General features: G+C 68.1%; 15 protein-coding genes. 5 read left to right on the top strand and 10 right to left on the bottom strand.

Translation table 11 applies throughout. From position 1 onward, the window contains the following. Positions 1–356: 356 nt before the first annotated feature. The 6 genes from ABZV91_RS28480 to ABZV91_RS28455 all read right to left on the bottom strand — a co-directional run bounded on the left by ABZV91_RS28480 (position 357) and on the right by ABZV91_RS28455 (position 9,000). Positions 357–2,336 (bottom strand): acetoacetate--CoA ligase, encoded by a 1,980-nt coding sequence (locus ABZV91_RS28480; RefSeq protein WP_355248134.1) that lies wholly within the window; start codon positions 2,334–2,336, stop codon positions 357–359. Between the two features lie 352 nt (positions 2,337–2,688). Continuing rightward, positions 2,689–3,522, bottom strand: coding sequence for a CoA ester lyase (locus tag ABZV91_RS28475; protein ID WP_355248131.1), 834 nt, complete (start codon positions 3,520–3,522; stop codon positions 2,689–2,691). A gap of 34 nt (positions 3,523–3,556) precedes the next feature. Next, positions 3,557–4,048 (bottom strand): MaoC family dehydratase, encoded by a 492-nt coding sequence (locus ABZV91_RS28470; protein WP_355248136.1) that lies wholly within the window; start codon positions 4,046–4,048, stop codon positions 3,557–3,559. 35 nt (positions 4,049–4,083) lie between these two features. Beyond that, the gene (locus tag ABZV91_RS28465; protein ID WP_355248128.1) at positions 4,084–5,244 is read right to left on the bottom strand and encodes an acyl-CoA dehydrogenase family protein; all 1,161 of its coding nucleotides are present in this window, start codon (positions 5,242–5,244) and stop codon (positions 4,084–4,086) included. A gap of 49 nt (positions 5,245–5,293) precedes the next feature. Beyond that, positions 5,294–7,375 (bottom strand): biotin carboxylase N-terminal domain-containing protein, encoded by a 2,082-nt coding sequence (locus tag ABZV91_RS28460; RefSeq protein ID WP_355248125.1) that lies wholly within the window; start codon positions 7,373–7,375, stop codon positions 5,294–5,296. Between the two features lie 5 nt (positions 7,376–7,380). Continuing rightward, positions 7,381–9,000 (bottom strand): carboxyl transferase domain-containing protein, encoded by a 1,620-nt coding sequence (locus tag ABZV91_RS28455; RefSeq protein ID WP_355248122.1) that lies wholly within the window; start codon positions 8,998–9,000, stop codon positions 7,381–7,383. Between the two features lie 94 nt (positions 9,001–9,094). On the opposite strand from ABZV91_RS28455, the gene ABZV91_RS28450 reads away from it, so the two are divergent. Next, on the top strand, positions 9,095–9,700 hold the full coding sequence (locus ABZV91_RS28450; protein ID WP_355248119.1) for a TetR/AcrR family transcriptional regulator: 606 nt from the start codon (positions 9,095–9,097) through the stop codon (positions 9,698–9,700). A gap of 85 nt (positions 9,701–9,785) precedes the next feature. Further along, positions 9,786–10,781: an Rpn family recombination-promoting nuclease/putative transposase gene (locus tag ABZV91_RS28445; protein WP_355248116.1), complete on the top strand. Its 996-nt coding sequence runs from the start codon at positions 9,786–9,788 to the stop codon at positions 10,779–10,781. Positions 10,782–10,793: 12 nt separating this feature from the next. On the opposite strand, the gene ABZV91_RS28440 is transcribed toward ABZV91_RS28445, so the two are convergent. From ABZV91_RS28440 to ABZV91_RS28425, 4 genes are all read right to left on the bottom strand, one after another. Next, positions 10,794–11,093, bottom strand: coding sequence for a hypothetical protein (locus ABZV91_RS28440; RefSeq protein WP_355248113.1), 300 nt, complete (start codon positions 11,091–11,093; stop codon positions 10,794–10,796). 122 nt (positions 11,094–11,215) lie between these two features. Further along, positions 11,216–11,641 (bottom strand): Uma2 family endonuclease, encoded by a 426-nt coding sequence (locus ABZV91_RS28435; RefSeq protein WP_355248110.1) that lies wholly within the window; start codon positions 11,639–11,641, stop codon positions 11,216–11,218. A 60-nt stretch (positions 11,642–11,701) separates the two neighbouring features. Then, positions 11,702–11,869 (bottom strand): hypothetical protein, encoded by a 168-nt coding sequence (locus ABZV91_RS28430; RefSeq protein WP_355248107.1) that lies wholly within the window; start codon positions 11,867–11,869, stop codon positions 11,702–11,704. 314 nt (positions 11,870–12,183) lie between these two features. Continuing rightward, a complete protein-coding gene (locus ABZV91_RS28425; protein ID WP_355248105.1) occupies positions 12,184–12,531 on the bottom strand; it encodes a DoxX family protein in 348 nt (115 codons plus the stop codon). 283 nt (positions 12,532–12,814) lie between these two features. Here ABZV91_RS28425 and ABZV91_RS28420 point away from each other — a divergent pair, with 283 nt between their 5' ends. From ABZV91_RS28420 to ABZV91_RS28410, 3 genes are all read left to right on the top strand, one after another. Beyond that, positions 12,815–13,243 carry a PPOX class F420-dependent oxidoreductase gene (locus ABZV91_RS28420; protein ID WP_355248102.1) on the top strand — a complete coding sequence of 143 codons (429 nt, stop codon included), beginning with the start codon at positions 12,815–12,817 and terminating at the stop codon, positions 13,241–13,243. A gap of 202 nt (positions 13,244–13,445) precedes the next feature. Beyond that, positions 13,446–14,204, top strand: a complete 759-nt coding sequence (cobM, locus tag ABZV91_RS28415) for a precorrin-4 C(11)-methyltransferase (RefSeq protein ID WP_355248100.1) — start codon at positions 13,446–13,448, stop codon at positions 14,202–14,204. 350 nt (positions 14,205–14,554) lie between these two features. Continuing rightward, on the top strand, positions 14,555–24,281 hold a 9,727-nt coding region (locus tag ABZV91_RS28410; protein WP_355248097.1), incomplete at its 3' end, for an amino acid adenylation domain-containing protein.

The raw sequence follows: 24,281 nt of genomic DNA, 5'->3' as shown, positions 1-24,281 counted from the left end.
GCCGCGATCTGGCACAACCACACGATCGGCGCACCGGTCACCCGGTCACTGATCGCCTACGACCATTGACCAGGGTTTGGACTTACTCGTCTAGCCGGGACGCACGGAACCGGAGGCATTCGCGCCTCCGACCGGGCCGGTCGAGGTGTCGACTTGTGTCGGCGACTCGGGCAATGCCGTGGGGTACGAAGCCGAGACCGGACATTGCGTCGCCGTCCGCACTGCCCTCGGCCGGACCCACGGCAACGTCCGGGCCGAGCTGCTACCCGTCATCCGCACTGCCCTCGGCGACGTGGTGGAGTCGGCGCCGACCCCGCAAGTACCCGGGTTCGGATACGAAGCGCGTCCGTTCGGCTCTACGGTGTGCCGGACCCTTCCGCGTCGGCCGGTCGTCGCTGGGCCGGTGGGCGGATTCCGGAGTACCAGTCGAGCAGGGCGGGGTCGTCGACGGCGCTGCGCTCCACCACGCGCGCCGGGTCGGCGCCCTGGAACAGGCGTTTGATGGGGACCTCGAGTTTCTTGCCGGTCCTGGTGTGCGGGACCGCCGGGGCGAGCAGGATCTCGTCGGGGACGTGGCGCGGCGAGACCTCGGTGCGGATCACCTCGTTGATGCGGCCGCGCAGTGCGTCGGTGAGTTCGGCGCCGGGAGCCAGGACCACGAACAGCGGCATCCAATACCCGCCGTCGGGTTGTTCCGCCCCGATGACCAGCGCTTCGGCTACCTCGGGGAGCCGCTCGACCGCCTGGTAGATATCAGCGCTACCCATCCGGATACCGTGCCGGTTGAGGGTCGAGTCGGACCGGCCGTGCACGACCACACTGCCGCGGCCGGTGCGGGTGATCCAATCACCGTGCCGCCACACGCCGGGGTAGGCGTCGAAATAGGCGTCGTGGTAGCGGGCGCCGTCGGGGTCGCGCCAGAAACGGATCGGCATGGACGGCATGGGGGCGGTGATCACCAGCTCGCCCACCTCCCCGCGGATCGACTGCCCGACCTCGTCGTAGGCGTCGAGAGCGACCCCCAGATAGGGCGCCGAGAGTTCACCCGGCCAGACCGGCACGGTGGGCGCCCCGCCGGCGAACGCCGAGACGACATCGGTGCCGCCGCTGATCGAGGCCACCGGGATGTTCCCGGCGTTGTCACGCAGCCACAGCGCCGACGCCGGCGGCAGGGAAGAACCGGTGATACCGATCAGCCGCAGGGCGGACAGATCGTGATCGGTCCGTGGTACCGAACCCGCCTTCATACAGCCGAGCACGTAACCGGGACTGGTGCCCAGCACGGTGGTGCCGGTGCGCGCGGTGATCTCCCAGAGCGTATCCGGCCGGGGATGGGCCGGGCTGCCGTCGTAGCAGACGATGGTCGCCCCGGCGAGCAGCCCGGCGACCTGGAAGTTCCACATCATCCAGCTCGGGCTGGTGTACCAGAAGAAGGTGTCCTCGGGCCCGATATCCGATTGCAGGGCAACGGCTTTGAGGTGTTCGACCAGCACTCCGCCGTGACCGTGCACGATCCCCTTGGGCAATCCGGTGGTGCCGGAGGAGAACACTATCCACAGCGGATGCGCGAAATCGACGGTGTCGGTTTCCGGAAGCGGTGCACCGCCGGACGGATCGGCCGCGGCCGACCACGGTGTGCTGTCCGGGATCTCGACACCCAGCCGCGACACCACCACGGTGGTGCGCACGGTATCCAGACCGGCGCGCAGCGCGGCGATATCCGCGCTCTTGTCATGGGTCTTCCCGCCGTAGCGGTACCCGTCCGCGGTCACCAAAACCACGGGCTCCAACTGGCCCAGCCGATCCAGTGCCGCCTTGGCCGAATAGTCCTGCCCGCACGCGCTCCACACCGCGCCCACGGCGGCGGTGCCCAGGAACGCCACCACCGTCTCGGTGATATTCGGCAGATAGCCGACCACCCGGTCGCCGGGCCGGACACCGAGCCCGCGCAGGGTCCGGGCGAAGGCGGCCACGCCGGCCAGCAGATCCGCCCACGATGTCGCCACGACGCCGGCGCTGTCCTCGGTGACCTGCAGGATGGCCGGCCGATCGGTCCGCGCCTGCGCGATCACCCGATCCACATAGTTCAGGGTGGTCCCGGGAAACCAGCGCGTCCCGGGCATCTCCGGACAGGGCAGCACCTCACCGGCGACGGTTCCGAGCCCGAAATACTCCCATACCGCCAGCCAGAACTCGGCCAGATTGTCCACCGACCAGCGCCACAGTGCGTGGTAGTCGGGCAGTTCCGCACCGGAACGCGCGGCGACGAAGCGGGCGAAATCGGTAATCCGCGCGTCGGCGATATCCCGTTCGGTCGGTACCCACTGAGGTTCCACCGGCGAAAACCCTTCTGTGTTGATGGCGGCGCCTCCGGCGCCGCGGGTCGGGGCCCTGTGACCCCGATTCTTCACTCCGCCGCTCAGTCGCTGCGCTCCTTCGCTCTGTCGCTCCAGAATCGGGGGCGGGCCCCGACCGTGGAGGTAGACCGTCCGGAGTAGACGGAAGGTGCGTACGGTCGTGCGCCTCGACCGGCGTGGGGAGGTTCACGTCACTGTAAGTGCTCGAGGGTCAGCGGTCTCTGGATTGTCGGCTGCACACGCTCAGTCGCTGCGCTCCTTCGCTCTGTCGCTCCAGAATCGGGGGCGGGCCCCGACCGTGAACGCCGACTCCCCGGAGAGGGACTGGGTTTCATTCCGGGCTGCGTCGAAGGAGTTGTTCGGCATGACGGAGCAGGGGCGCGTCCACCATTCTGCCTTCGTAGGCGAAGACTCCGCGATGGTTCGGGGCGGCGGCCAATACGCCACGGGCCCAGTCGAGTTCTTCGGGCGACGGGGCGTAGGCGGCGCGGATGACCGGGAGCTGGGCGGGATGGATGGCGACCTTGATATCGAAGCCCACCGCCACCGCGTCCTCCGCCTCGGCGCGCAGGCCGTCGAGGTCGCGGATGTTCAGGTACACCATGTCCAGAGCCAGCCGCCGATGGGCCTTGGCGGCCAGCAGCCCGGCGCTGCGTAGGTGTCGCGCCACATCGCGGTAGCTGCCGTCGGCGCGGCGGGTGCCGGTACCGCCCATGGCGGCTACCAGGTCTTCCACGCCGCACATCACGCCGCGGGTGTTGGGCGCGGCGGCGATCTCCTGGACGGCCAGCGCGCCCAGCGGGGATTCGATCAGGGCGAAGACCTGGTAGTCGCCGAGACCGGTCACCTGGTGGGCGGATTCGGTTTTCGGCAGCATGACCAGCCGGTATCCGGTGCGCCGCAGGGCTTCCAGGTCGAGTTCGTGGTCGGGGGTGCCGGCCGGATTCACTCGGACCACGGTGGTCGCCGGGTCGAGCGGAGTCTGCACGAGGGCGACGCGGGCGGCGGGTTTGTCGGCGGGGGCGACACCGTCCTCCAGGTCCAGGATCACCACATCGGCGGCGTCGGCGGCTTTGCGGTAGCGCTCGGGGCGATCCGCGGGGCAGAACAGCCATGCCGGGCCCGTGGATTGCCAGGTGGCGCCCGCGCTGTACCGATCGGTCACTGCCGGTACCCCCTCGAGGTGTTGTCGTCGCCGCTCACGGCCGCTCTTCCGACGGGCGCAACCGGATCAGCGCGTTGCGTACGGCCACCCCGACCACGGTGCCGTGCTGATTACGGGCGACATGGCGGAAGGTGACCACGCCCTGACCCGGCCGGCTCTTCGATTCCCGTTTGTCGAGCACGACGGTCTCGGTGTACACGGTGTCGCCGTGGAACAGCGGTGCCGGGAACTCGACCTCCTCGAAGCCGAGGTTGGCGACCGTGGTGCCCTGGGTCAGATGCGCCACCGCCTGCCCGATCATGGTGCCCAGCGTGAACAGGGAATTCACCAGCCGCTCGTGGAACGGCTCCTGGGCATCGCTGAAGGCTTTGTCGATGTGCAGGCCCTGGGTGTTCATTGTGAGGGTGCTGAACAGGACATTGTCGGTTTCGGTCATGGTGCGGCCGGGACGGTGCTCGTAGAGCACTCCGGTCTCCAACTCCTCGAACCACAGACCGGTCTGCACCACTCGTTTCAGGCCGGAGATGTCGTGGTCGACGTCCTTGGTGATCTTCTCGCCGCTCACAGGCCGAGCTCCCGTCCGATCAGCATGAGTTGTACTTCCGTGGTGCCCTCACCGATTTCGAGGATCTTGCTGTCCCGGTAGTGCCGGGCCACCGGGTATTCGTTCATGAATCCGTAGCCGCCGAAGATCTGGGTGGCGTCGCGCGCGTTGTCCATGGCGGCCTCGCTGGCCACCAGTTTCGCGATGGAAGCCTGCTTCTTGAACGGTTTCCCGGACAGCATGAGCGCGGCGGCGTCGTAGTAGCAGGTGCGCGCGGTATGGGCGCGCGCCTCCATCCGGGCGATCTTGAACGCGATCGCCTGGTTGCTCCCGATCGTCTTCCCGAACGCTTCCCGCTCCCCGGCGTAACGCACACATTCGTCCACACAACCCTGCGCCGCCCCGACCGACAGTGCGGCGATGGCGATCCGGCCCTCGTCGAGGATGCGCAGGAAGTTGGCGTAGCCGCGACCGCGTTCGCCGAGCAGGTTCTCCCTGGGGACCCGGACATCGTCGAAGGTGAGCGGATGGGTGTCCGAGGCGTTCCAACCGACCTTGTTGTAGGCGGGTTCGGCGGTGAACCCGGGAGTGTCCGCGGGCACCAGGATGGTGGAGATCTCCTTCTTGCCCCCGGTCTGTCCGGTCACCGCCGTCACCGTCACCAGGGCGGTGATATCGGTGCCGGAGTTGGTGATGAACTGTTTGCTGCCGTTGATCACCCAGCTGTCGCCGTCTTCGACCGCGGTGGTGCGGGTGCCGCCGGCGTCGCTGCCGGCGCCCGGCTCGGTGAGCCCGAACGCGCCGAGATTCTGGCCGCTCGCCAGCCGCGGCAGCCACTCCTGCTTCTGTTTCTCGTCGCCGAAGCGGTAGATCGGCATGGCGCCGAGCGAGACCCCGGCCTCCAGGGTGATGGCCACGCTCTGGTCGATCTTGCCGAGTTCCTCGAGGGCCAGACAGAGGGCGAAATAGTCACCGCCCATCCCGCCGTACTCCTCGGGGAAAGGCAGGCCGAACAGGCCCATCTTCGCCATCCCGGCGACGACTTCGTACGGGAAACTGTGCTCGGCATCGTGTGTCGCCGCCACGGGGGCGACCACCTGGTTCGCGAAATCCCGGACGGTCAGTGCCAGGTCGCGGTAGTGCTCGGGCAGCGTGCCGGTGGACAGGAAATCGGTCACCTGTGCCTCTTCTCGTTCTCGGGGTGGATTCGCCGGGACCCGGGCCGGATCAACTCGCGGCGGGTTCGGCTGCGGTATCGGCCGGTTCGCCGGCCGGGGGCGCGGGTTCCGGATGCACCCGCGCGAGCACTTCGTCCAACCGCACCGGCGCGCCCGCCGCGACGAGTATCTCGACGGTGCCGGCCAGCGGCGCGGTCAGCGAATGCTCCATCTTCATGGCCTCGATCACCAGGATCGGGTCACCGGCGGCCACCGGTTTCCCGGTTTCCGCCGTCACGGCGAGCACCGTTCCCGGCATGGGACTGCGGATCTCCGCGTCGTGCGCGGCGGCGTCGCCGGCGCGCACCGATTCCTCGGCGAGTTCCCGCAGCAGGGCCGGCCCGGACGCCCCGGCGACCCAGATCGCCCCGTCGGATTCCGCCACCCGGTAGTCGCGGCGTATCCCGTCGAGCGTGAGGGTCACCGTGTGGACCACGGTCCCGGCGGGCAGGCCGGCGGCACCGTCTCGGCCGAGCGCGGCAGCGGCCTTCGCGGGTTCACCGTCTTCGATCCGCACCTCGGCGGACTCCGGGGTGCCGGTGAGGTCGACGTGCACCACTCGTTCGCCGTCCGCCAGCCGGATCCGTATCGGCGCCGGTGCCCCGAGCCGCCAGCCGTCGGGACGGTCCCACGGATCCGCGGGGCCCGTCGGCCAGCGGCGCAGCCACCGGTACACGGCCGCGGCCGTGAAAACATCGTCGGTGACCGGCGGCGCACGGAAGTCACCGGCCCGCCGGTCCAGCAGCGCGGTGTCCAGCCGGCCCGCCGCCACATCCGGGTCGGCCAACAGGAACCGCAGGAAGTCGATATTCGTCCGGACCCCGAGCAGCACCGTCTCGGCGAGGGCACGGTCCAGCGTGGCCAGCGCCGACTCCCGGTCGGGACCGTGCGCGACGACCTTGGCGAGCATCGGGTCGTAGTCGCTGCCCACCACCGTGCCGACCGCGAGCCCGGAATCGACCCGGACCCCCGGGCCGCCGGGTTCCGCCAGATCCAGCACGGTGCCGCCGGTGGGCAGGAAATCGCGGGCCGGATCCTCGGCGTACACCCGGGCCTCGACAGCATGGCCGTGCAACCGGATGTCGTCCTGTCGCAGCCGGATCCGCTGCCCCGCCGCGATCCGGACCTGGCATTCCACCAGGTCGAAGCCGGTGATCATCTCGGTGACCGGATGTTCCACCTGCAGGCGGGTGTTCATCTCCATGAAGAAGAATTCGTCGGGCCGGTCGGCGGAGACGATGAACTCCACCGTGCCCGCGCCCACATAGTCGACACTGCGCGCGGTGGCGCAGGCGGCGGCGCCGATCCGGGCGCGGGTGGCGGGGTCGAGCAGGGGCGAGGGTGCTTCCTCGATCACCTTCTGGTGGCGGCGTTGCAGGCTGCATTCGCGTTCGCCGAGATGCAGCACGGTGCCGTGGGTGTCGGCCACGATCTGCACCTCGATATGGCGGGGCCGGGTGACGAAACGTTCCAGGAACAGGGTGTCGTCACCGAACGCCGCCGCGGCCTCCCGCCGGGCACTGACCAGTGCGCCGGGCAGCGCGGCGGGCTCGTCGACGCGGCGCATACCCTTACCGCCACCGCCCGCGGACGGTTTGACCAGCACCGGGAAACCGATATCGGCGGCGGCCGCGACGAGTTGCTCGTCGGTCAGGCCGGGTTCGGCGATCCCGGGCACCACCGGGACACCGGACGCGGCGACCGTGGTCTTCGCGGTGATCTTGTCGCCCATGATCTCGATCGCGGCGGCGGGCGGGCCCAGGAAGACGATTCCGGCGGCGTGCAGCGCGGCGGCGAAACCGGCGTTCTCGGAGAGGAATCCATAACCGGGATGGACCGCACCGGCACCGGTGCGGCGGGCGGCGTCGACGATGCGGTCGATGTTCAGATAGCTGTCCCGGGCCGCGGCCGGACCGAGCCGGACCGCGATATCCGCGGCCCGGACATGCGCGGCGTGGGCGTCGGCGTCGCTGTACACCGCGACCGAGCGCAGGCCCATGGTCCGCAGTGTCCGGATGACGCGCACCGCGATCTCGCCGCGGTTGGCCACCAGCACGGTGTCGAAGGGCAGGGGGTGATTCGAATTCAGCATGGTGCTCACATCCGGAAGACGCCGTAGGAGACCGGTTCCAGCGGCGCCTGCGCGCACACCGAGAGCGCCAGTCCGAGGACCGTGCGGGTATCGGCGGGGTCGATGACGCCGTCGTCCCAGAGCCGGGCCGTCGAGTAATAGGGATTGCCCTGCTCTTCGTACTGGCGGCGGATCGGTTCCTTGAACGCCTCCCGGTCGGCTTCGCTCCACGGCTGCCCGTTACCGTCGAGTTGCTCACCGCGCACCGTGGCCAGCACCGACGCCGCCTGCTCGCCACCCATCACCGAGATCCGGGCGTTGGGCCACATCCACAGGAAACGCGGCGAGTAGGCCCGCCCGCACATCGAGTAGTTCCCGGCCCCGTAGGACCCACCGATCACGACGGTCAGTTTGGGGACCCGCGCGCACGCCACGGCGGTCACCATCTTCGCGCCGTGTTTGGCGATACCCCCGGCCTCGTAGTCGCGGCCGACCATGAAACCGGTGATGTTCTGCAGGAACAGCAGCGGGATCGCGCGTTTGTCGCAGAGTTCGATGAAATGCGCGCCCTTCATGGCGGATTCGCTGAACAGCACGCCGTTGTTGGCCACGATGCCCACCGGATGGCCGTGGATATGGGCGAAACCGGTGACCAGGGTGGTGCCGTATTCGGCCTTGAACTCGTGGAATCCGGCGGCGCCGGATTCGTCGGCGTCGACGAGGCGGGCGATCACCTCGCGGACGTCGTAGGGGGTGCGCAGATCCGCGGGCACGATGTCGTAGAGCTCGTCGGCGGGAGCGGCGGGTTCGCGGGCGGGCTGCACCTCCCAGGCCGGGGCCGGGCGCGGGCCCAGGGTCGCCACGATCCGGCGGACCGTGCGCAAGGCGTCGCGGTCGTCGTCGGCCAGATGATCGGTGACCCCGGACGTCCGGGAATGCAGGGCGCCGCCGCCCAGTTCCTCCGCGGTCACCACTTCACCCGTGGCCGCCTTCACCAGGGGCGGGCCGCCCAGGAAGATCGTGCCCTGGTCGCGCACGATCACCGCTTCGTCGCTCATGGCCGGCACGTAGGCGCCGCCCGCGGTGCACGACCCCATGACCGCGGCGATCTGGGCTATACCCCGGGCGCTCAGGGTGGCCTGGTTGTAGAAGATACGACCGAAATGTTCCCGGTCGGGGAACACCTCGTCCTGTTCGGGCAGGTAGGCGCCCCCGGAGTCCACCAGGTACACACACGGCAGGTTGTTGTGCAGCGCCACTTCCTGGGCGCGTAGATGTTTCTTCACGGTGACCGGGTAGTAGGTGCCGCCCTTGACCGTGGCGTCGTTGGCCACGATCACACATTCCCGGCCGGAGACCCGCCCGATCCCGGTGATGATGCCCGCCCCCGGGGAGTCGCCGCCGTACATCCCGTCGGCGGCCAGCGGGGACAACTCCAGGAACGGGCTGCCGGGATCCAGTAGCTGGTCCACCCGGTCGCGGGGCAGGAGTTTGCCGCGGGCGATATGACGCTGCCGGGCCTTCTCCGGACCACCGCGGGCGGTCTCGGCGAGGCGCCGGCGTAACTGGTCGGCCAGGGCGAGGTTCGCGCTCCGGTTGTCGGAGCCGGGCCGGGTTGCGGGCGCTGGGCTCGCGGTGCGGGTCATCGCGTCATCCTGACATCCGAGTTAATCGCTGATAACTGGAATTGAGGTTAATCTTGACTAACCGACTTGTCCAGAGCTTATGAGAGGAGTGCCGGTGACCAGTGCCGATTCTGCCACCCCGACCCGGCGCGAACTGCTGAAACAGCAGCGGCGCGGTCAGCTGCTCGTCGCCGGGGCGCGGCTCATCGCCGAACGCGGATACCTCGGTATGCGCCTGGATGATCTCGGCGCGGCGGTCGGGATCAGCGGTCCCGCGGTGTACCGGCACTTCCCCAACAAAGAGGCGCTGCTCGTCGAACTGCTGGTAGGGATCAGCCGCCGGTTGCTGGACGGTGGCAGCGCCGTCGCCGCCGCCGCGGAGGGACCCCGGCAGGCGCTGGCCGGACTGGTGGAATTCCACCTCGACTTCGCCCTCGGCGAACCCGAACTCATTCGCATCCAGGACCGCGACCTCGACAATGTGCCGTTACCCGCCCGCCGCGAGATCCGGCGCACCCAGCGCCGCTATGTGGAGGTGTGGGTCGGGGTGCTGTGCGAGATGACGCCCGGCCTCACCGAGGAGGCCGCCCGGATACAGGCCCATGCGGTGTTCGGCCTGCTCAACTCCACCCCGCACAGTGCCGCCCCGGCCCGGGACCGCAGCCGCGCCGTACTGCGCTCGATGGCCCTCGCCGCACTCACCGGTCCCGCACCGGATTGAGTGATCCGTGCTGAAGACCGAGCTCGTGTGCCAGCCGCTTTTGTCCGATTGGCCGCCTGCTGACCACTGGTCATAGAGTCGCCGCATGACCGAGCAGCGGTCCAACCCGCATGACGCGTATTTCCGCAAAGTGATGTCCCGACCCACCAATGCCGCCTCCGAACTCCGCGCCGCGCTACCGGAAGCGATCAGCACGCGCCTGGACTGGACCGCTCTACAGTTGCAGCCGGGCAGCTTCGTGCATTCCGACCTACGCAACCGCTTCAGCGACCTGCTGTTCCGCACCCGGCTCGACGGGAATCCCGTCTACGTGTATCTGCTGATGGAACACCAATCCAGCAGCGACCGGTTCATGGCCTTCCGCATGCTCGAATACATGGTCGCCATCTGGCGCCAGCACCTCATCGACAACGAAAAATCCAAAACTCTGCCCGTGATCATCCCGTTGGTCGTGCACAACGCCGCCGATGGCATCCGCTGGTCGCCGGCGCACCCCACCGAACTCGCCGACCTGCTCGATGTCGACCCTGCCGCCCGCGAGGCCCTCGGTCCTCACCTCCCACGGCTGCGGTTCCTGCTCGACGATATCGCCGTGCTCGACCTCGCCGCCCTGCGTGAACGCGACCTCACCCCCGCGGCCAGGGTCCTCCTGGTTCTGCAGCGCATCGCACCGAGAAACGGTCGGCTGGGAGACGATATGCTGGACTGGCTCGAAGACCTCCGCGCCCTCGACACCGGCCCGGATTCACTCGGCGATTACCTGACAGTCCTGACCTACATCATGACGGTCGGTGAGACCGCCGAGGCCGACCTCGCGGCGGTCTTCGAACGGCTCGGCCCACGAGCGAAGGAGGCGATAGTGACCACAGCAGAAATCATCGAAGCACGCGGTGAAGCACGCGGCGAAGCACGCGGCGAAGCACGTGGCCGTGCCGAGGCGCTACTCGAGTTGCTGACTGCGAAATTCGGGCCGGTGCCTGATGCGGTGGCCGACCGTATCCGCTCGGCCGACGCCGCCCGGGTCCGCGTCTGGACGGCTCGGGTGCTGACCGCCACCACCCTCGACGAACTGTTCGCCTGAACTCGAGCATCGCTACGCGGCCGATCTGTGGCGGCCGAGGATGACACCGGGGCGCAGGATCGTGGTACGCCCCGGTCCGAAGGTTTCGGCGACGGCTCGCTCGCAGCCGGCCTTGCCGAACCCGTGAGTCGACGGTCCGGGGTCACCGTCATCAGGATGTGTGCGGTCACCGCGCACACTGGCCACCCCCTCGACATCGGTTCCGGTACGGCCACGTCGGAAGGTGGTCACTTCCCGCCCTTGTGCCACCGCTCGTCCGGCGATCTCGCGGCCGAGAAACCAGGAACCGCCCAAGATGAGAAGTCGCGTCACCCTTCCATTGTGGCTCGCCGGTCACGCGGCGAGCCGACAGTGCCGCGACCGTTCCAGAGGAAGAGCGGGACCTGGTCGGACACAGCGATCCCGTACCGGGCTCGTCACGGGCCGGAGTGCGATCAGAATTCCAGTTCGGACCAGGGGATAGTGATCGGGAATGGGTGGTCGATCGTGATCGACCCCGTATCGGTCGGCGACCAAGCGCCCGCCAAGATGTAGTTGGCGCGATGCAGCACGGTGATGCCGGGCTCGGGAGGACGTACGTCGGGTACGAGGGTGTAGGCGTGGATATGAGCGATCGCGCTGCGCTGGGTCGCCAGGGTCACCGCCCGGTACCAAGGAATCCCGGCTGTCGCATAGCGGGCCTTCTTCGATTCCATGTCGGCATCCGAGTTCGACGGCGACAATACTTCGCCCACCAGTACGACCTTATCGGATCGCACATACTGGTACGGCTCGCTCACGCACTGATAGACCATGAAGTCCGGGGTGACGAAGTCCGACATACCGGTCCGGCCGAAAAACACATTGGGCTTGGTGCTCACTCGCCAGCATTGCTCAGGGTCGGCCGACATCGCCGTGCGTGCACATCGCCGCAGTCCGCTTCAGAGCAGATTGGTGAATTCTTGGTGCTCATGGGGGCCGCGTCGCAACCACACCACTCGCCCGTTCCAGAGTTCGATGCGCTCGGCGATCTCCTCGGGTAGGGTCTCGAGCTCTTCCCAGGTCATGTGCTCCGGGAGTTCGGGGCGCTCTACATCCGGCCGCGACATGGTGCCATGGTAGCCCAAGCATGCCTTTGGCCTGCGAGTTCGCTGAGGTCGCCTGATCGGGCGCTACCCGGCCGGACCCCGCTGGACGGTAGCGCCACCCTGCATGGGTGCGGCGGCAGTTGACCCTGACGCAGGGTGAACCTTTCACCATGGTCGGCATGTCTGCGAAAGTCGATCACTTCACGGTCCGTTGTGCAGCCGCCCCGGCTCGGTGGCGCGGCCCGGCGGTGGTCTCGTCCGGGCCGGTTGTGCGCCGAACCCGTGGCCCGCACCCCGCCGCGGCCGTGCGGCGGGCGCAGTCACCGCGGGTCGTCTCAACGGGCCAGTTGCAGGACGAGCGTGGCGACGACCGGGGCCAGGTAGAGCAGCGGGAACACAGCGGTCTGGTACGAGCGTGCCCGTAGCGCGGTCGCGATCGCGCCGAGGAAGTAGATGATCAGTCCGACGGCCGCCGCGCCGCCCAGTACGGGTACGGCGAATCCGGCGAGCAGGCCCAGGGCCCCGGCGCTCTTGGCCAGCGCCAGCCAATTCCACCACGACCGCGGCACACCGTACTGTTCGAGCGATTCGACTACGAACTGCTTCTTCGCGAACAGCGAGTAGCCCGAGAACCCGACCCACAGGGCGGTCAGCGTGGCGACGATGTAATAGGCGGCGTCCATGGCGAACCTCTTCTCTCCTGCCGGTGCGACCCCGGCGAACACTGTGTCGACGACACGGGCCGGCCGGGTGTGACATCGGTGCCGTGCGGCCGTCCGGAGATCGGCGCCTGCCCGGCGCGGCCGGTAGCCCGCCCGGGCCGGCCGAGGCGCACGATTGCACACGCCTTCGATGGTCCGTTCCGGCCCGACAGAGCGGTGGAGTAGGGAGACCCGGGGCATATGGGTTCCGACCCGCGGGGCCGTAGGCGAGGTAATCGGCCCGGGCCGCCCTAGGCTTATCCGTATGGCCTCACTTTCCGACCCCAAGGTGCGTGAATTCCTGAGTTACGGAACCCGAACCGCCAAAGTGGCGTTCACCGCGAGCGATGGGCGGCCGCTGGTGACGCCGGTGTGGTTCCTGCTCGACGGTGACGAGATCGTCTTCAACACCGGCAAGGAGACCGCCAAGGGGAAGGCGTTGCAGCGCGACCCCCGGGTCGCCATGGTGGTGGACCTCGAGGAGCCGCCCTACGCGGCTGTGCAGATCCAGGGCACGGTCACCCTGTCCGAGGATCCGGCCGAGTTACTGCGGTCGGCGACCGCGATCGGTGGGCGCTATATGGGCACGGCCCGCGCCGACGAGTTCGGTCGTCGCAACGGTGTCCGGGGCGAACTGCTGGTCCGGGTGCAGCCGACCAAGGTCATTGCTTTCTTCGACGCCGTGGGGGGCTGACCGGGCGGTCGTACCGGCCGCGGCTCGCCCGCATCCCGGTCGGCTACGCCCTCGGGGCCGCGGTTTACCCGGACGCTGGGCGGCGCGAAGTGTGGATCGGCGCCGCGTCGAGACGGTGGAGATCCGGCGCACAGGTGGTCGCGATCGATCCGCCGGGCGGTGCGGGCCGGGTACGCGGCGGCCGGTGCCTACACTCCCACGCATGACTGTGCACTTCATCGGAGCCGGGCCCGGCGCCGCGGATCTGCTGACCGTGCGCGCGGTGGAGTTGCTGCGACGGTGTCAGGTCTGCCTGTACCCGGGCTCATATCTGGATCCCGAGGTGCTCGCTCACTGCGCGCCGGCCACCGAACTGATCGATACCCAGCGGCTCGACCTGGACGAGATCACGGCGCATATGGTGCGTGCCACAGCCTCGGGGCACGCGGTGGGGCGGTTGTGCTCGGGTGATCCGTCTCTCTACTCCGCCCTGACCGAGCAGACGCGCCGGCTCGATGCCGCGGGCGTGCCGTGGGATATCACCCCGGGCGTGCCCGCCTACGCCGCCGCGGCGGCGCTGCTGGGTACGGAGCTGACCGTCCCCGAGGTCGCGCAGTCGGTGGTGCTCACCCGGACGCGGGCGCGGTCGACGGCGATGCCGGAGACCGAGGCACTGGCGGGGTTCGCGCGCACGCGGGCCACACTGGTGCTGCACCTGGCGATCACCCGGCTCCGGCAACTCGCGCTGGAACTCGTCGCGGACTACGGCCCGGACTGCCCGGCCGCGGTTGTCTACCGCGCGAGTCAACCGGATCAGATCGTGGTGCGCGGCACATTGGCCGATATCGCGGATCGGGTCGAGGCGGCGGGGTTGTCCCGGGCGGCGGTGATCCTGGTCGGCCGGGCGCTGGAGACCGGGATCGATTGTGGGCAATCGCACCTCTACGACCCGCTGCGTGACCGCAGCCACCTGGGCGGATGAGGGCGGGGCGGCCGCAGCGCCGGGGGAACCGCGGAAACCGCACGCTGACCGGTGGCACCGTCGTCGAACCCGGTTGGTGACACGGCTGTGCTTCGGTAGATTGGGTCGGTGGTCAGGAGTCGACGCCCGGGTGCGATGGCACAGTGGCATGGGGCACCGGGTGTGCCGGGTGGTACGGGGCACCCGATGTAACGGCTCCGGCTTCACAAACGGATAACTCCGATGGACATTTCTGCCTGAGCAAACAAGAAGTGGGCCTGGAACCGCGGTTGCCGCGCTGTCGGCGGTGCGCGTCGCAATCCGGGTGTTGACGGGAAGCGCACGCGTGCGTTCCGGAAGCGAGGTTACGGTTGGACCGGCTGGACAACGGCGGGAACGGTACGGACAGTGGCGCAGCTGCCACGGACGGGAGCCTGTTCCCCCTGTCGCCCGCGCAGCTGGGCATCTGGTATGCGCAGTACCTGGACCCGCAGGTTCCGATCAATATCGCGCAGTACGCCGAGTTGCGCGGTGAACTCGATGTCGACACCCTGAGCCGGGCCGTCGTCGCCGCCTCCTTCGAGATACGTTCCTCCTTCCTGCGCATCGTCGAACGCGACGGCGAGCCGCTGCAGTGGGTGGACTATTCGATCGCCGACCACGAGCGGGTCGGCTATGTCGATCTGCGCGAGGCCGACGATCCGGCTGCCGCTGCCCAGGAATGGATGCACACCGAGTACAGCCGTCCCCTGGACCTGACCCGGGACCGGCTGGCCGTCTTCTACGCCCTGCAGCTGGGCGACGAACACTGGTATTGGTACTCGCGCGTCCACCACATCGCGATCGACGGTCTCGGCGCGATGACCGCGGTGAACCGGGTCGCCGAGCTCTATACGGCATATCGCAACGGAACCGAGCCGGCGCCGGCCAAGGCCGCAACGCTGGGCACTCTGTACGAGCAGGAAATCGCCTATCGCGGTAGTACCCGGTTCGAGGCGGACAAGGAGTACTGGGCCGAACGCGTGACGGGACTCGAAGCGGGTAACGGTCTCGCCGGCCGGACGGCGCCACCGGCCGCACGCAAGGGAGTGCGGCGCGCGGCGTTCACCGATGACCGGCAGGCCGCGCTGGACGCGGCCCTGGCCCGGCGTGATTCCACCTCGGCCCAGGAGCTGCTGGCCGCCTTCGCCGCCTACCTGGCTCAGGTCAACGGCACCGACGAGGTGATCCTGAGCCTGCCCGTCACCGCGCGGGTCACGGCGGCCATGCGCCGCTCGGCCGGCGTGATGTCGAATATCGTGCCGCTGCGGCTGCGCGTAGGATACGGCACCACGGTGGCGGAGCTGCTGCGGCAGGTCCAGCTGGAGGTGGCCGGGGCGCTGCGCCACCAGCGCTATCGGAGCGAGGATATCCGCCGCGACGCGGGTGCGAGCACGACAACCTTCGGTCCGCTGGTCAACATCATGCTGTTCGACGACGAGATCGTCCTCGGCGAAACGGTCGGTACCCTGCAGGTGCTGACCACCGGCATCATCAACGATCTCAGTGTCAACCTCTACCAGTCGATGCGCGGCACCCGGCTGAATCTCGACTTCGAGTTCAATCCCAATCTCTACACGACCGCCGAGGCGGATAGGCACCACACGCGTTTCCTGGACTTCTTCGACCGTTTCGTCGCCGCTGGAACCGATACGGCGGTGTGGGAGCTGGACCTGCCCACCGCGGCCGAACGCACTCGGACCCTGGTGGAGTGGAACGATTCGGTGCGGGCGGTACCCGGTGTCGCCCTGCCCGATCTGCTCGCCGAGCAGGCGGCGCGTACGCCCGACGCGATCGCCGTCGCCGCCGAGGGCCGGACGCTGACCTATGCCGAGTTCACCGGCCGGGTCAATCGGCTGGCACGCCATCTGATCGAGGCCGGGGTGGGCCCGGAGACGCGGGTGGCGATCGGGATGCGCCGGTCGGCCGAATTGGTGGTGGCCGTCCACGCGGTCGTCGCCGCGGGCGGTGCGTATGTGCCGCTGGATCTGGATCATCCGGCGGAGCGGATCGACTATGTGCTCGATACCGCCGCACCGGTTTGTGTACTGACACGCGGCGAGGACGGCTTCGACGCCGCCGCACGTCCGGTCGTCGTGGTCGACGAGGTCGATCTGTCCGGGTATGCGGATACGTCACTGTCGGACGCGGATCGGCGTGCGCCGCTGCGGCCGGGCAATGCCGCCTATGTGATCTTCACGTCCGGTTCGACCGGACGTCCGAAGGGTGTGGTGGTGTCGCATGCGGCGGTGCGCAACCAGATCGCGTGGATCGTCGGTCAGTACGAGTTCACCCGCGAAGATGTGGTGTTGTTCAAGACCCCGGCGACCTTCGATGTGTCGGTGTGGGAGTTGTTCGCGCCGTTGACCGTGGGCGCGCGGATGGTCGTGGCGGAGGCCGACGGTCATCGTGATCCGGCCTATCTGGCCGCGGTCATCGCCGAGCAGCGGGTGACGGCGACGTCGTTCGTGCCGTCCATGCTGTCGGTGTTCGCCGAGAGCGTCACGGCCGATCCGCATACGCTGTCGTCGTTGCGGTTGCTGTTCGTGGCCGGTGAGGCGTTCACCGGTGATGTGGTGGCCGCGGTGCGGCGAGTCAGTGATGTGGCGCTGTACAACCTGTACGGTCCCACCGAGTTCACGGTGCATGCCACGCACGCTGTCGTTCCCGACGGCGTGGTGGGTGCGGTACCGATCGGTGGACCGGTGTGGAACGCGCGCGTCTATGTGCTGGACTCGCGCCTGCGCCCGGTCCCCCCGGAGGTGACGGGTGAGCTGTATCTGTCGGGTACGCAGCTGGCGCGAGGGTATGCGGGCCGGGCGGACCTGAGCGCCGACCGGTTCGTGGCCGACCCCTTCGGCACCGGCGAGCGGATGTATCGCACCGGCGATGTGGTGCGCTGGACCGCCACCGGCGAACTGGTGTACGTGGGCCGGTCGGATTTCCAGGTGAAGGTGCGCGGTCAGCGTATCGAGCTGGGAGAGATCGAGTCCGCGTTGCTCGAGCACGAGTCGGTGGCGCGCGCGGTGGTGACCGCGAAGTCGGATCCGCAGACCGGTGACCGGCTGGTGGGTTACGTGGTTGCCGCGCAGGCGGCGGCCGTCGACACCGACGAACTGCGTCGCCATCTGAACGATCGCTTGCCGGCCTACATGGTGCCGTCGGCGTTGATGGTGCTGAACGAGCTCCCGTTGAACGCGTCGGGCAAGCTGGATCGCCGGGCGTTGCCGGAGCCGGTGTTCGAGGCGCAGGAATTCCGGGCACCGTCGACCCCGGCCGAAGAACTGGTGGCGGGGGTGTTCGCCGAGGTTCTGGGTGTCGAGCGGGTCGGCGCCGACGCCGATTTCTTCACCCTCGGCGGCAACTCGCTGATCGCGACCCAGGCCGCGGCGCGACTGGGTAAGGCTCTCGGTGCGCGGGTGCCGGTGCGCGCGCTGTTCGAAGACTCCACGGTGGCCGGTCTGGCGAGGCGGGTAGAACAGCAGGCCGGAAGCGGCGACCGTGCGGAATTGGTGCCGCAGCCGCGGCCGACCCGGGTCGCGGACTCGGGCGAGGTCGTGAGCGCGGTACCGCTGTCGCCGGCGCAGCAGCGCATGTGGTTCCTGAACCGCTTCGACGGCGGTTCGGCGGCGTACAACATTCCACTCGCGATCCGCTTGTCCGGTGAGCTGAATGTGGACGCGATGCGGGCCGCGGTGTCGGATCTCGTTGCGCGGCACGAGGTGCTGCGCACGGTGTATCCGGAAACCGAGTCCGGCCCGGTCCAGGTGGTGTTGCCGACCGGGGACGCGGCACCTCGACTGGAGGTGCGTTCGGTCGCCGCCGCGGATGTTGTGGCGGCGGTGGGCGAGTTGGCGTCGGCCGGGTTCGATGTGACGGCCGAGGTGCCGTTGCGGGTCGAGCTGCTGCGTGTGCGGGACGCGGGCGATACCGACGAAGTATCCGGTGGCGCCGGCGAATTCGTGCTGGCGATGGTGGTGCACCATATCGCGGCCGACGGCTCCTCGGCGGGGCCGCTGACCCGGGACCTGATGACCGCCTACGCGGCTCGTTCCGTGGGTGAGGTGCCGGGTTGGGCGCCGTTGCCGGTGCAGTACGCGGATTACAGCATCTGGCAGCGTGAGTTGCTGGGTGACGAAGCCGATCCGGAGTCGATCGCGGCGCAGCAGGTCGGGTATTGGCAGTCGACGCTGGCGGGTATTCCGGATCAGTTGGATCTGCCGTCGGATCGGCCGCGTCCTGCGGTGCAGTCGTTCGCCGGTGGCCGGGTCGAGGTCGCGATCGATGCCGAGGTCCATGCGGGTTTGCAGCGGGTCGCGCAGCAGCAGAACGCGACCTTGTTCATGGTTGTGCATTCGGCGTTGGCGGTGTTGCTGTCGCGTCTGTCGGGTGTCGATGACATCACCATCGGTACGCCGGTGGCGGGTCGTGGTGAGCAGGCGCTGGATGATCTGATCGGTATGTTCGTGAACACTTTGGTGTTCCGGACGCAGCTGGATCGTGGTGAGTCGTTCACGGATCTGCTGGCGCGTCAGCGTGAGGTGGATATCGCGGCGTTCGCGCATGCGGATGTGCCGTTCGAGCGTTTGGTGGAGGTGCTGAATCCGGCGCGTTCGCAGGCGCGGCATCCGCTGTTCCAGGTCGGGTTCACCTTCCAGAATCTGGCGGAGTCGACTCTGGAACTGCCGGGCCTGACGGTGTCGGGTGTCGATATCGATACCGCGATCTCGCAGTTCGACCTGAACCTGATAGTCAACGACTCCTACGACCTCACCGGCGAGCCCGAGGGTTTGGCGGGCTATCTGACCTATGCCAGCGCCCTGTTCGACCACGCCACGGTCCAGGAATTCGTGGACCGGTTCGTACGGTTGCTGCGCGAGATCGTCGAGGCCCCGGAGACCGCTGTCGGTGATCTGGAGATCCTCGCCGCGGTCGAGCGTGACCAGGTACTGGCGGAGTGGAATGCCACCGGGCATGCGCTCCCGGAAGGGCTACTGCTGGATCGGTTCAACGCCGCCGCTGTCGCGCATCCGGAGCGAGTAGCGATTTCGTTCGAGGGGACAAGTCTGTCCTACGGCGAGTTCGCCGGTCGGGTCAACCGGCTCGCGCGGCATCTGATCGCTCAGGGTGTCGGTCCCGAGACGTTGGTGGGTCTGCTGGTTTCCCGGTCGATCGATCTGGTCGTCGGGATGTACGCGGTGGTCGCCGCGGGTGGCGCCTACGTGCCGTTGGATCCTGCGCATCCGGCGGAGCGGATCGGCTACATTCTCGATACCTCGTCGCCGTTGTGCGTGCTGACCTCCACTGCTGATGTGGTGGCAGTGCCGGAAAACACCGGTGTACCGGTGCTCGAGTTGGACGCCTTGGATGTATCCGAGTATGCCGATACCGAAGTAACCGACGCTGATCGGTTGGCGCCGGTGCGGTCGTCGAATACGGCGTATGTGATCTTCACATCCGGTTCCACCGGGCGTCCGAAGGGTGTGGCGGTTCCGCATTCGGCGATCGGTAATCAGGTCGCGTGGATGCTGGCGGAATACCCGCTGGACTCCTCGGATGTGTATCTGCAGAAGACCGCGACCACGTTCGACGTGTCGTTGTGGGGTTACTTCCTGCCGTTGGCCGCCGGTGCGCATCTGGTGGTGGCGACTCCCGATGGTCATCGCGATCCCGAATACCTGGCGCGCACGATCGCGGAGCAGCAGGTCACGGTGACCGACTTCGTGCCGTCGATGCTCGGTGTGTTCGCTGCCCATACGCCTGCTGGTTCGATCCGGAGTCTCGAGCATGTGTTCGTGATCGGTGAAGCTCTGCCGCCGGAGACGGTGACGGCGATGCACGCGATCTCGGATGCTGCTGTGCACAATTTGTATGGTCCGACCGAGGCGGCGGTGTCGATCACGTATTGGCAGGCCACCGGTGCGGAGACCGGGAGTGTGCCGATCGGTGTGCCGCAGTGGAATTCGCGCGTGTATGTGTTGGATTCGCGGTTGCGGCCGGTTCCTGCCGGTGTCACGGGTGAGTTGTATCTCGCGGGCGATCAGCTGGCTCGCGGGTATGTGACGCGTCCGGATCTGTCGGCGGACCGTTTCGTCGCGAACCCCTTCGCTGTCTCCGAGCGGATGTACCGGACGGGCGACCTGGTGCGGTGGCAGCAGGTGGACGGTCTGCCGGTGCTGGAGTACCTGGGTCGTACCGATTTCCAGGTGAAGTTCCGTGGTCAGCGGATCGAGTTGGGTGAGATCGAGTCGGCGTTGCTGGCGCAGCCGGTGGTGAGCCAGGCCGTGGTGACGGTCGCGGCGTCGGATCTGGGTGAGCAGCTCGTCGCCTATGTGGTGCCCGCGCCCGGTGCGCAAATCGTGTCGGCTGCCTTGCTCGACGATCTGCGTGATGTGCTCCCGGTGTACATGATCCCGGCCGTGGTCATGGAACTCGATGCGTTCCCGTTGAACACTTCCGGGAAACTGGATCGTAAGGCGTTGCCCGCGCCCGTGTTCGAAGCGCGGGAGTTCCGTGCTCCCTCGACTCCGATCGAGGAGATCGTGGCGGGTGTGTTCGCCGATGTCCTCGGTGTGGAGCGCATCGGTGCCGATGATGATTTCTTCGCTCTGGGCGGTAATTCGCTGATCGCGACCCAGGTCGCGGCGCGTCTGGGTGCGGCGCTGGATACGACCGTGCCGGTGCGGATGCTGTTCGAGGCCTCCACGGTGGCCGCGCTGGCCGCGGCCGCCGAGACCGCCACCGGGCGGGGGGAACTTCCGGTTCTCGCGCCGCGGGAGCGGCCGGAGCGGGTGCCGTTGTCGCTGGCGCAGCAGCGGATGTGGTTCCTGAACCAGTTCGATAAGGATTCGGCCGCCTACAACCTCGCGGTCGCCGTCCGCCTGACCGGTGACCTCGATACCGCTGCTCTGGAGCAGGCGGTCGCCGATGTGGTGAGCCGGCACGAGACGCTGCGGACGGTTTATCCGGCGCAGGACGGGCTCCCGTACCAACTGGTGCTGCCCGCCGGGGAGGTGGCGCCTGATCTGACCGCGATTCCGGTGCCCGCCGAGGAGTTGCGGGCGCGCGCCATCGAGGTGATGTCGGCCGGGTTCGATGTGACGGCCGAGGTCCCGTTGCGGGTCGCGCTGTTCCACACCGGCGGCGACGAACACGTGCTGGTGTTCGTGACGCACCACATCAGTGCCGATGGTTGGTCGGTAGGCCCGCTGACCCGGGATCTGGTAGCCGCTTATGCCGCGCGATCCGCCGGTTCGGCTCCGGTGTGGTCGCCGCCCGCGGTGCAGTACGCCGATTACAGCCTGTGGCAGCGCGAAGTCCTGGGTGCCGAGGACGATCCGGCGAGCCTGGTCAGTGCGCAGGCCGCTTATTGGCGCGAGACGCTGGCCGGTTTGCCGGACGAGTTGAACCTGCCGGGTGACCGGCCGCGTCCGACGGTGCGGTCGGTGGTCGGCGGCACCGTGCCGTTCGAGATCGATGCGGAGTTGCATCGGGCGGTGTCGCGGTTGGCTGCCGAGCACAACGCGACGGTGTTCATGGTGGTGCACGCGGTGCTGGCGTTGCTGCTGGCGCGGTTGTCGGCTACCGACGATGTGGCGGTGGGTACACCGATCGCGGGCCGTGGTGAGGCCGAGCTCGACGATGTGGTCGGGATGTTCGTCAATACGCTGGTGCTGCGGTCGCAGGTGCGGGGTGAGGCGAGTTTCGCCGAGTTCCTGGCGGCGACCCGTGAGGCGGATCTGCAGGCGTTCGCGCATGCCGATATTCCGTTCGAGCGACTGGTGGAGCTGGTCGATGTCGAGCGTTCGACCGCTCGGCATCCGTTGTTCCAGGTGGCGCTGTCGTTCGAGAATCTGCCGCCGGCCGATTTCGAACTGCCCGGACTGCGGGTCGGTGCCGTCGATTTCGATATCGATCCGGCGAAATTCGATCTCTCGCTGCGCATCACCGAATCCGATTCGGGTCTGGCGGCGGCGTTCTCCTATGCCCGTGACATGTTCGACGAGGACACGGTAGGTGTCTTCGCCAGCCGGTTCCTGCGCTTGTTGTCCGCGGTCGTGCGGGACCCGGAGGCGCCGATCGGCGACCTGCCGATCCTGGACGGCTCCGAACAGCGCCTGTTGACCCATGTGCACGGTGACGATGTCATGGCAACGGGGCTGTTGCCGGAGATCCTCGCCCATGGTGCGCGGGTGAATCCGGACGGTGTGGCGGTGCGTTACCGCGGCCGGTCCGTGACGTATCGGGAATTGGACGCGCAGTCGTCGCGGTTGGCGCGAGTCCTCATCGAGCGCGGTGTCGGCCCGGAGCGGATCGTGGCGTCGGCGCTGCCGCGTTCTTATGAGATCGTGCTGGCGTTCTGGGCCGTCGCCAAGGCCGGTGGCGCGCATCTTCCGGTGGATCCGAAGTACCCGCTCGACCGGGTGCGGCATATGCTCTCCGATTCCGGTGCTGTGCTGGGTCTGACCAGCAGCGAGCATGTGGACCGGTTGCCCGGCGATGTGCAGTGGCTGCTGCTCGACGACCCGGACCTGCAGGCGCGCATCGACGCCGAATCGGACGCTGCGGTGACCGACGCGGATCGGATCGCGCCATTGGCGATGGCACATCCGGCGTATGTCATCTACACCTCGGGGTCGACAGGTCTGCCCAAGGGCGTGACAGTGACCCATACCGGTCTGGGTGGCCTGGTCGATGTGGCGACCGATCTGTACGGTCTCGAATCGCGGCATCGGTTCCTGCACATCTGTTCGCCGAGTTTCGATCCGTCGGTGCTGGAATGGGTGTGCGCCGCGTTCGTGGGTGCGACGCTCGTCGTGGTGCCGGGCGAGATCATCGGCGGCCCGGAACTGGCCGAGCTCCTGCGCGCCGAGTCGGTGACCCATGCGGTGATCACTCCGGCGGTGCTGGGGACCGTGGATCCGGCGGGTCTGGACGCGCTGGAAGTGGTGTCGGTAGGTGGCGATGTGACCACCCCGGAACTGCTGGCGAAGTGGGAACCGGGCCGCGAATACTTCAACGGGTACGGGCCCACCGAGACGACGATCATCTCGTCGTATGCGCGTCTTTCCGCCGGTGAGCACATCACCATCGGTGCCCCGGTGCACGGTATGGCGGCATTGGTGCTGGATGCGCGGTTGCGGCCGGTCCCGCCGGGTGTGGCGGGCGAGTTGTATCTGGCCGGCGGTGGCTTGGCGCGTGGCTATCTGAACCGGCCGGGGTTGTCCGCGGATCGGTTCGTCGCCAACCCGTACGGCTCCGAGGGTTCGCGGATGTATCGCACCGGTGATGTGGTGCGCTGGTACGCCACGCCCGGTGCGCGGGGCGGCAACGAGGCGTTGCCCGCGGTGAACTGGGAACTGGACTATGTGGGCCGTTCGGACTTCCAGGTCAAGATTCGCGGCTTCCGGGTGGAACTGGGCGAGATCGATACGGCCCTGGGCGCGCATCCGGACGTGGAATTCGCGATAACCGTCGGTCACGACACCGGCGCCGGGGCGACGATTCTGGTGTCGTACGTGCTGGCGGTGCCGGGGCGGAGTGTGGACACCGCCGCGGTGACCGAATTCGTGTCGGAGCGGTTGCCGGCGCATATGGTGCCGTCGGTTGTGATGGTGCTGGACGAGATCCCGCTGACCCCGGTCGGCAAGCTGGACCGCAAGGCACTTCCGGAACCGGTGTTCGAGGCCCGTGAGTTCCGTGCCCCGTCGACTCCCATCGAGGAGATCGTGGCGGGTGTCTTCGCCGAGATCCTGGGCATCGAGCGAGTCGGTGCAGATGACGATTTCTTCGAGCTGGGTGGTAATTCGCTGATCGCGACCCAGGTCGCGGCCCGTCTCGGGGCCGCCCTGGGCACCACCGTCCCGGTGCGGATGCTCTTCGAAGCGTCCACCGTCGCCGCTCTCGCCGCTGCCGCCGAAACGGCCACCGGCCGGGGTGATCTGCCGGTGCTCGCGCCGCGGGAGCGGCCGGAGCGGGTGCCGTTGTCGTTGGCGCAGCAGCGTATGTGGTTCTTGAACCGGTTCGATGGTCGGTCGGCTGCTTACAACATTCCGATGG

The sequence above is a fragment of the Nocardia sp. NPDC004568 genome (assembly GCF_040609955.1).
Classification (GTDB): Bacteria; Actinomycetota; Actinomycetes; order Mycobacteriales; family Mycobacteriaceae; genus Nocardia.
The sequence above is the reverse complement of the archived record's forward strand: the minus strand, read 5'-3'. Positions and strand labels throughout refer to the sequence as shown.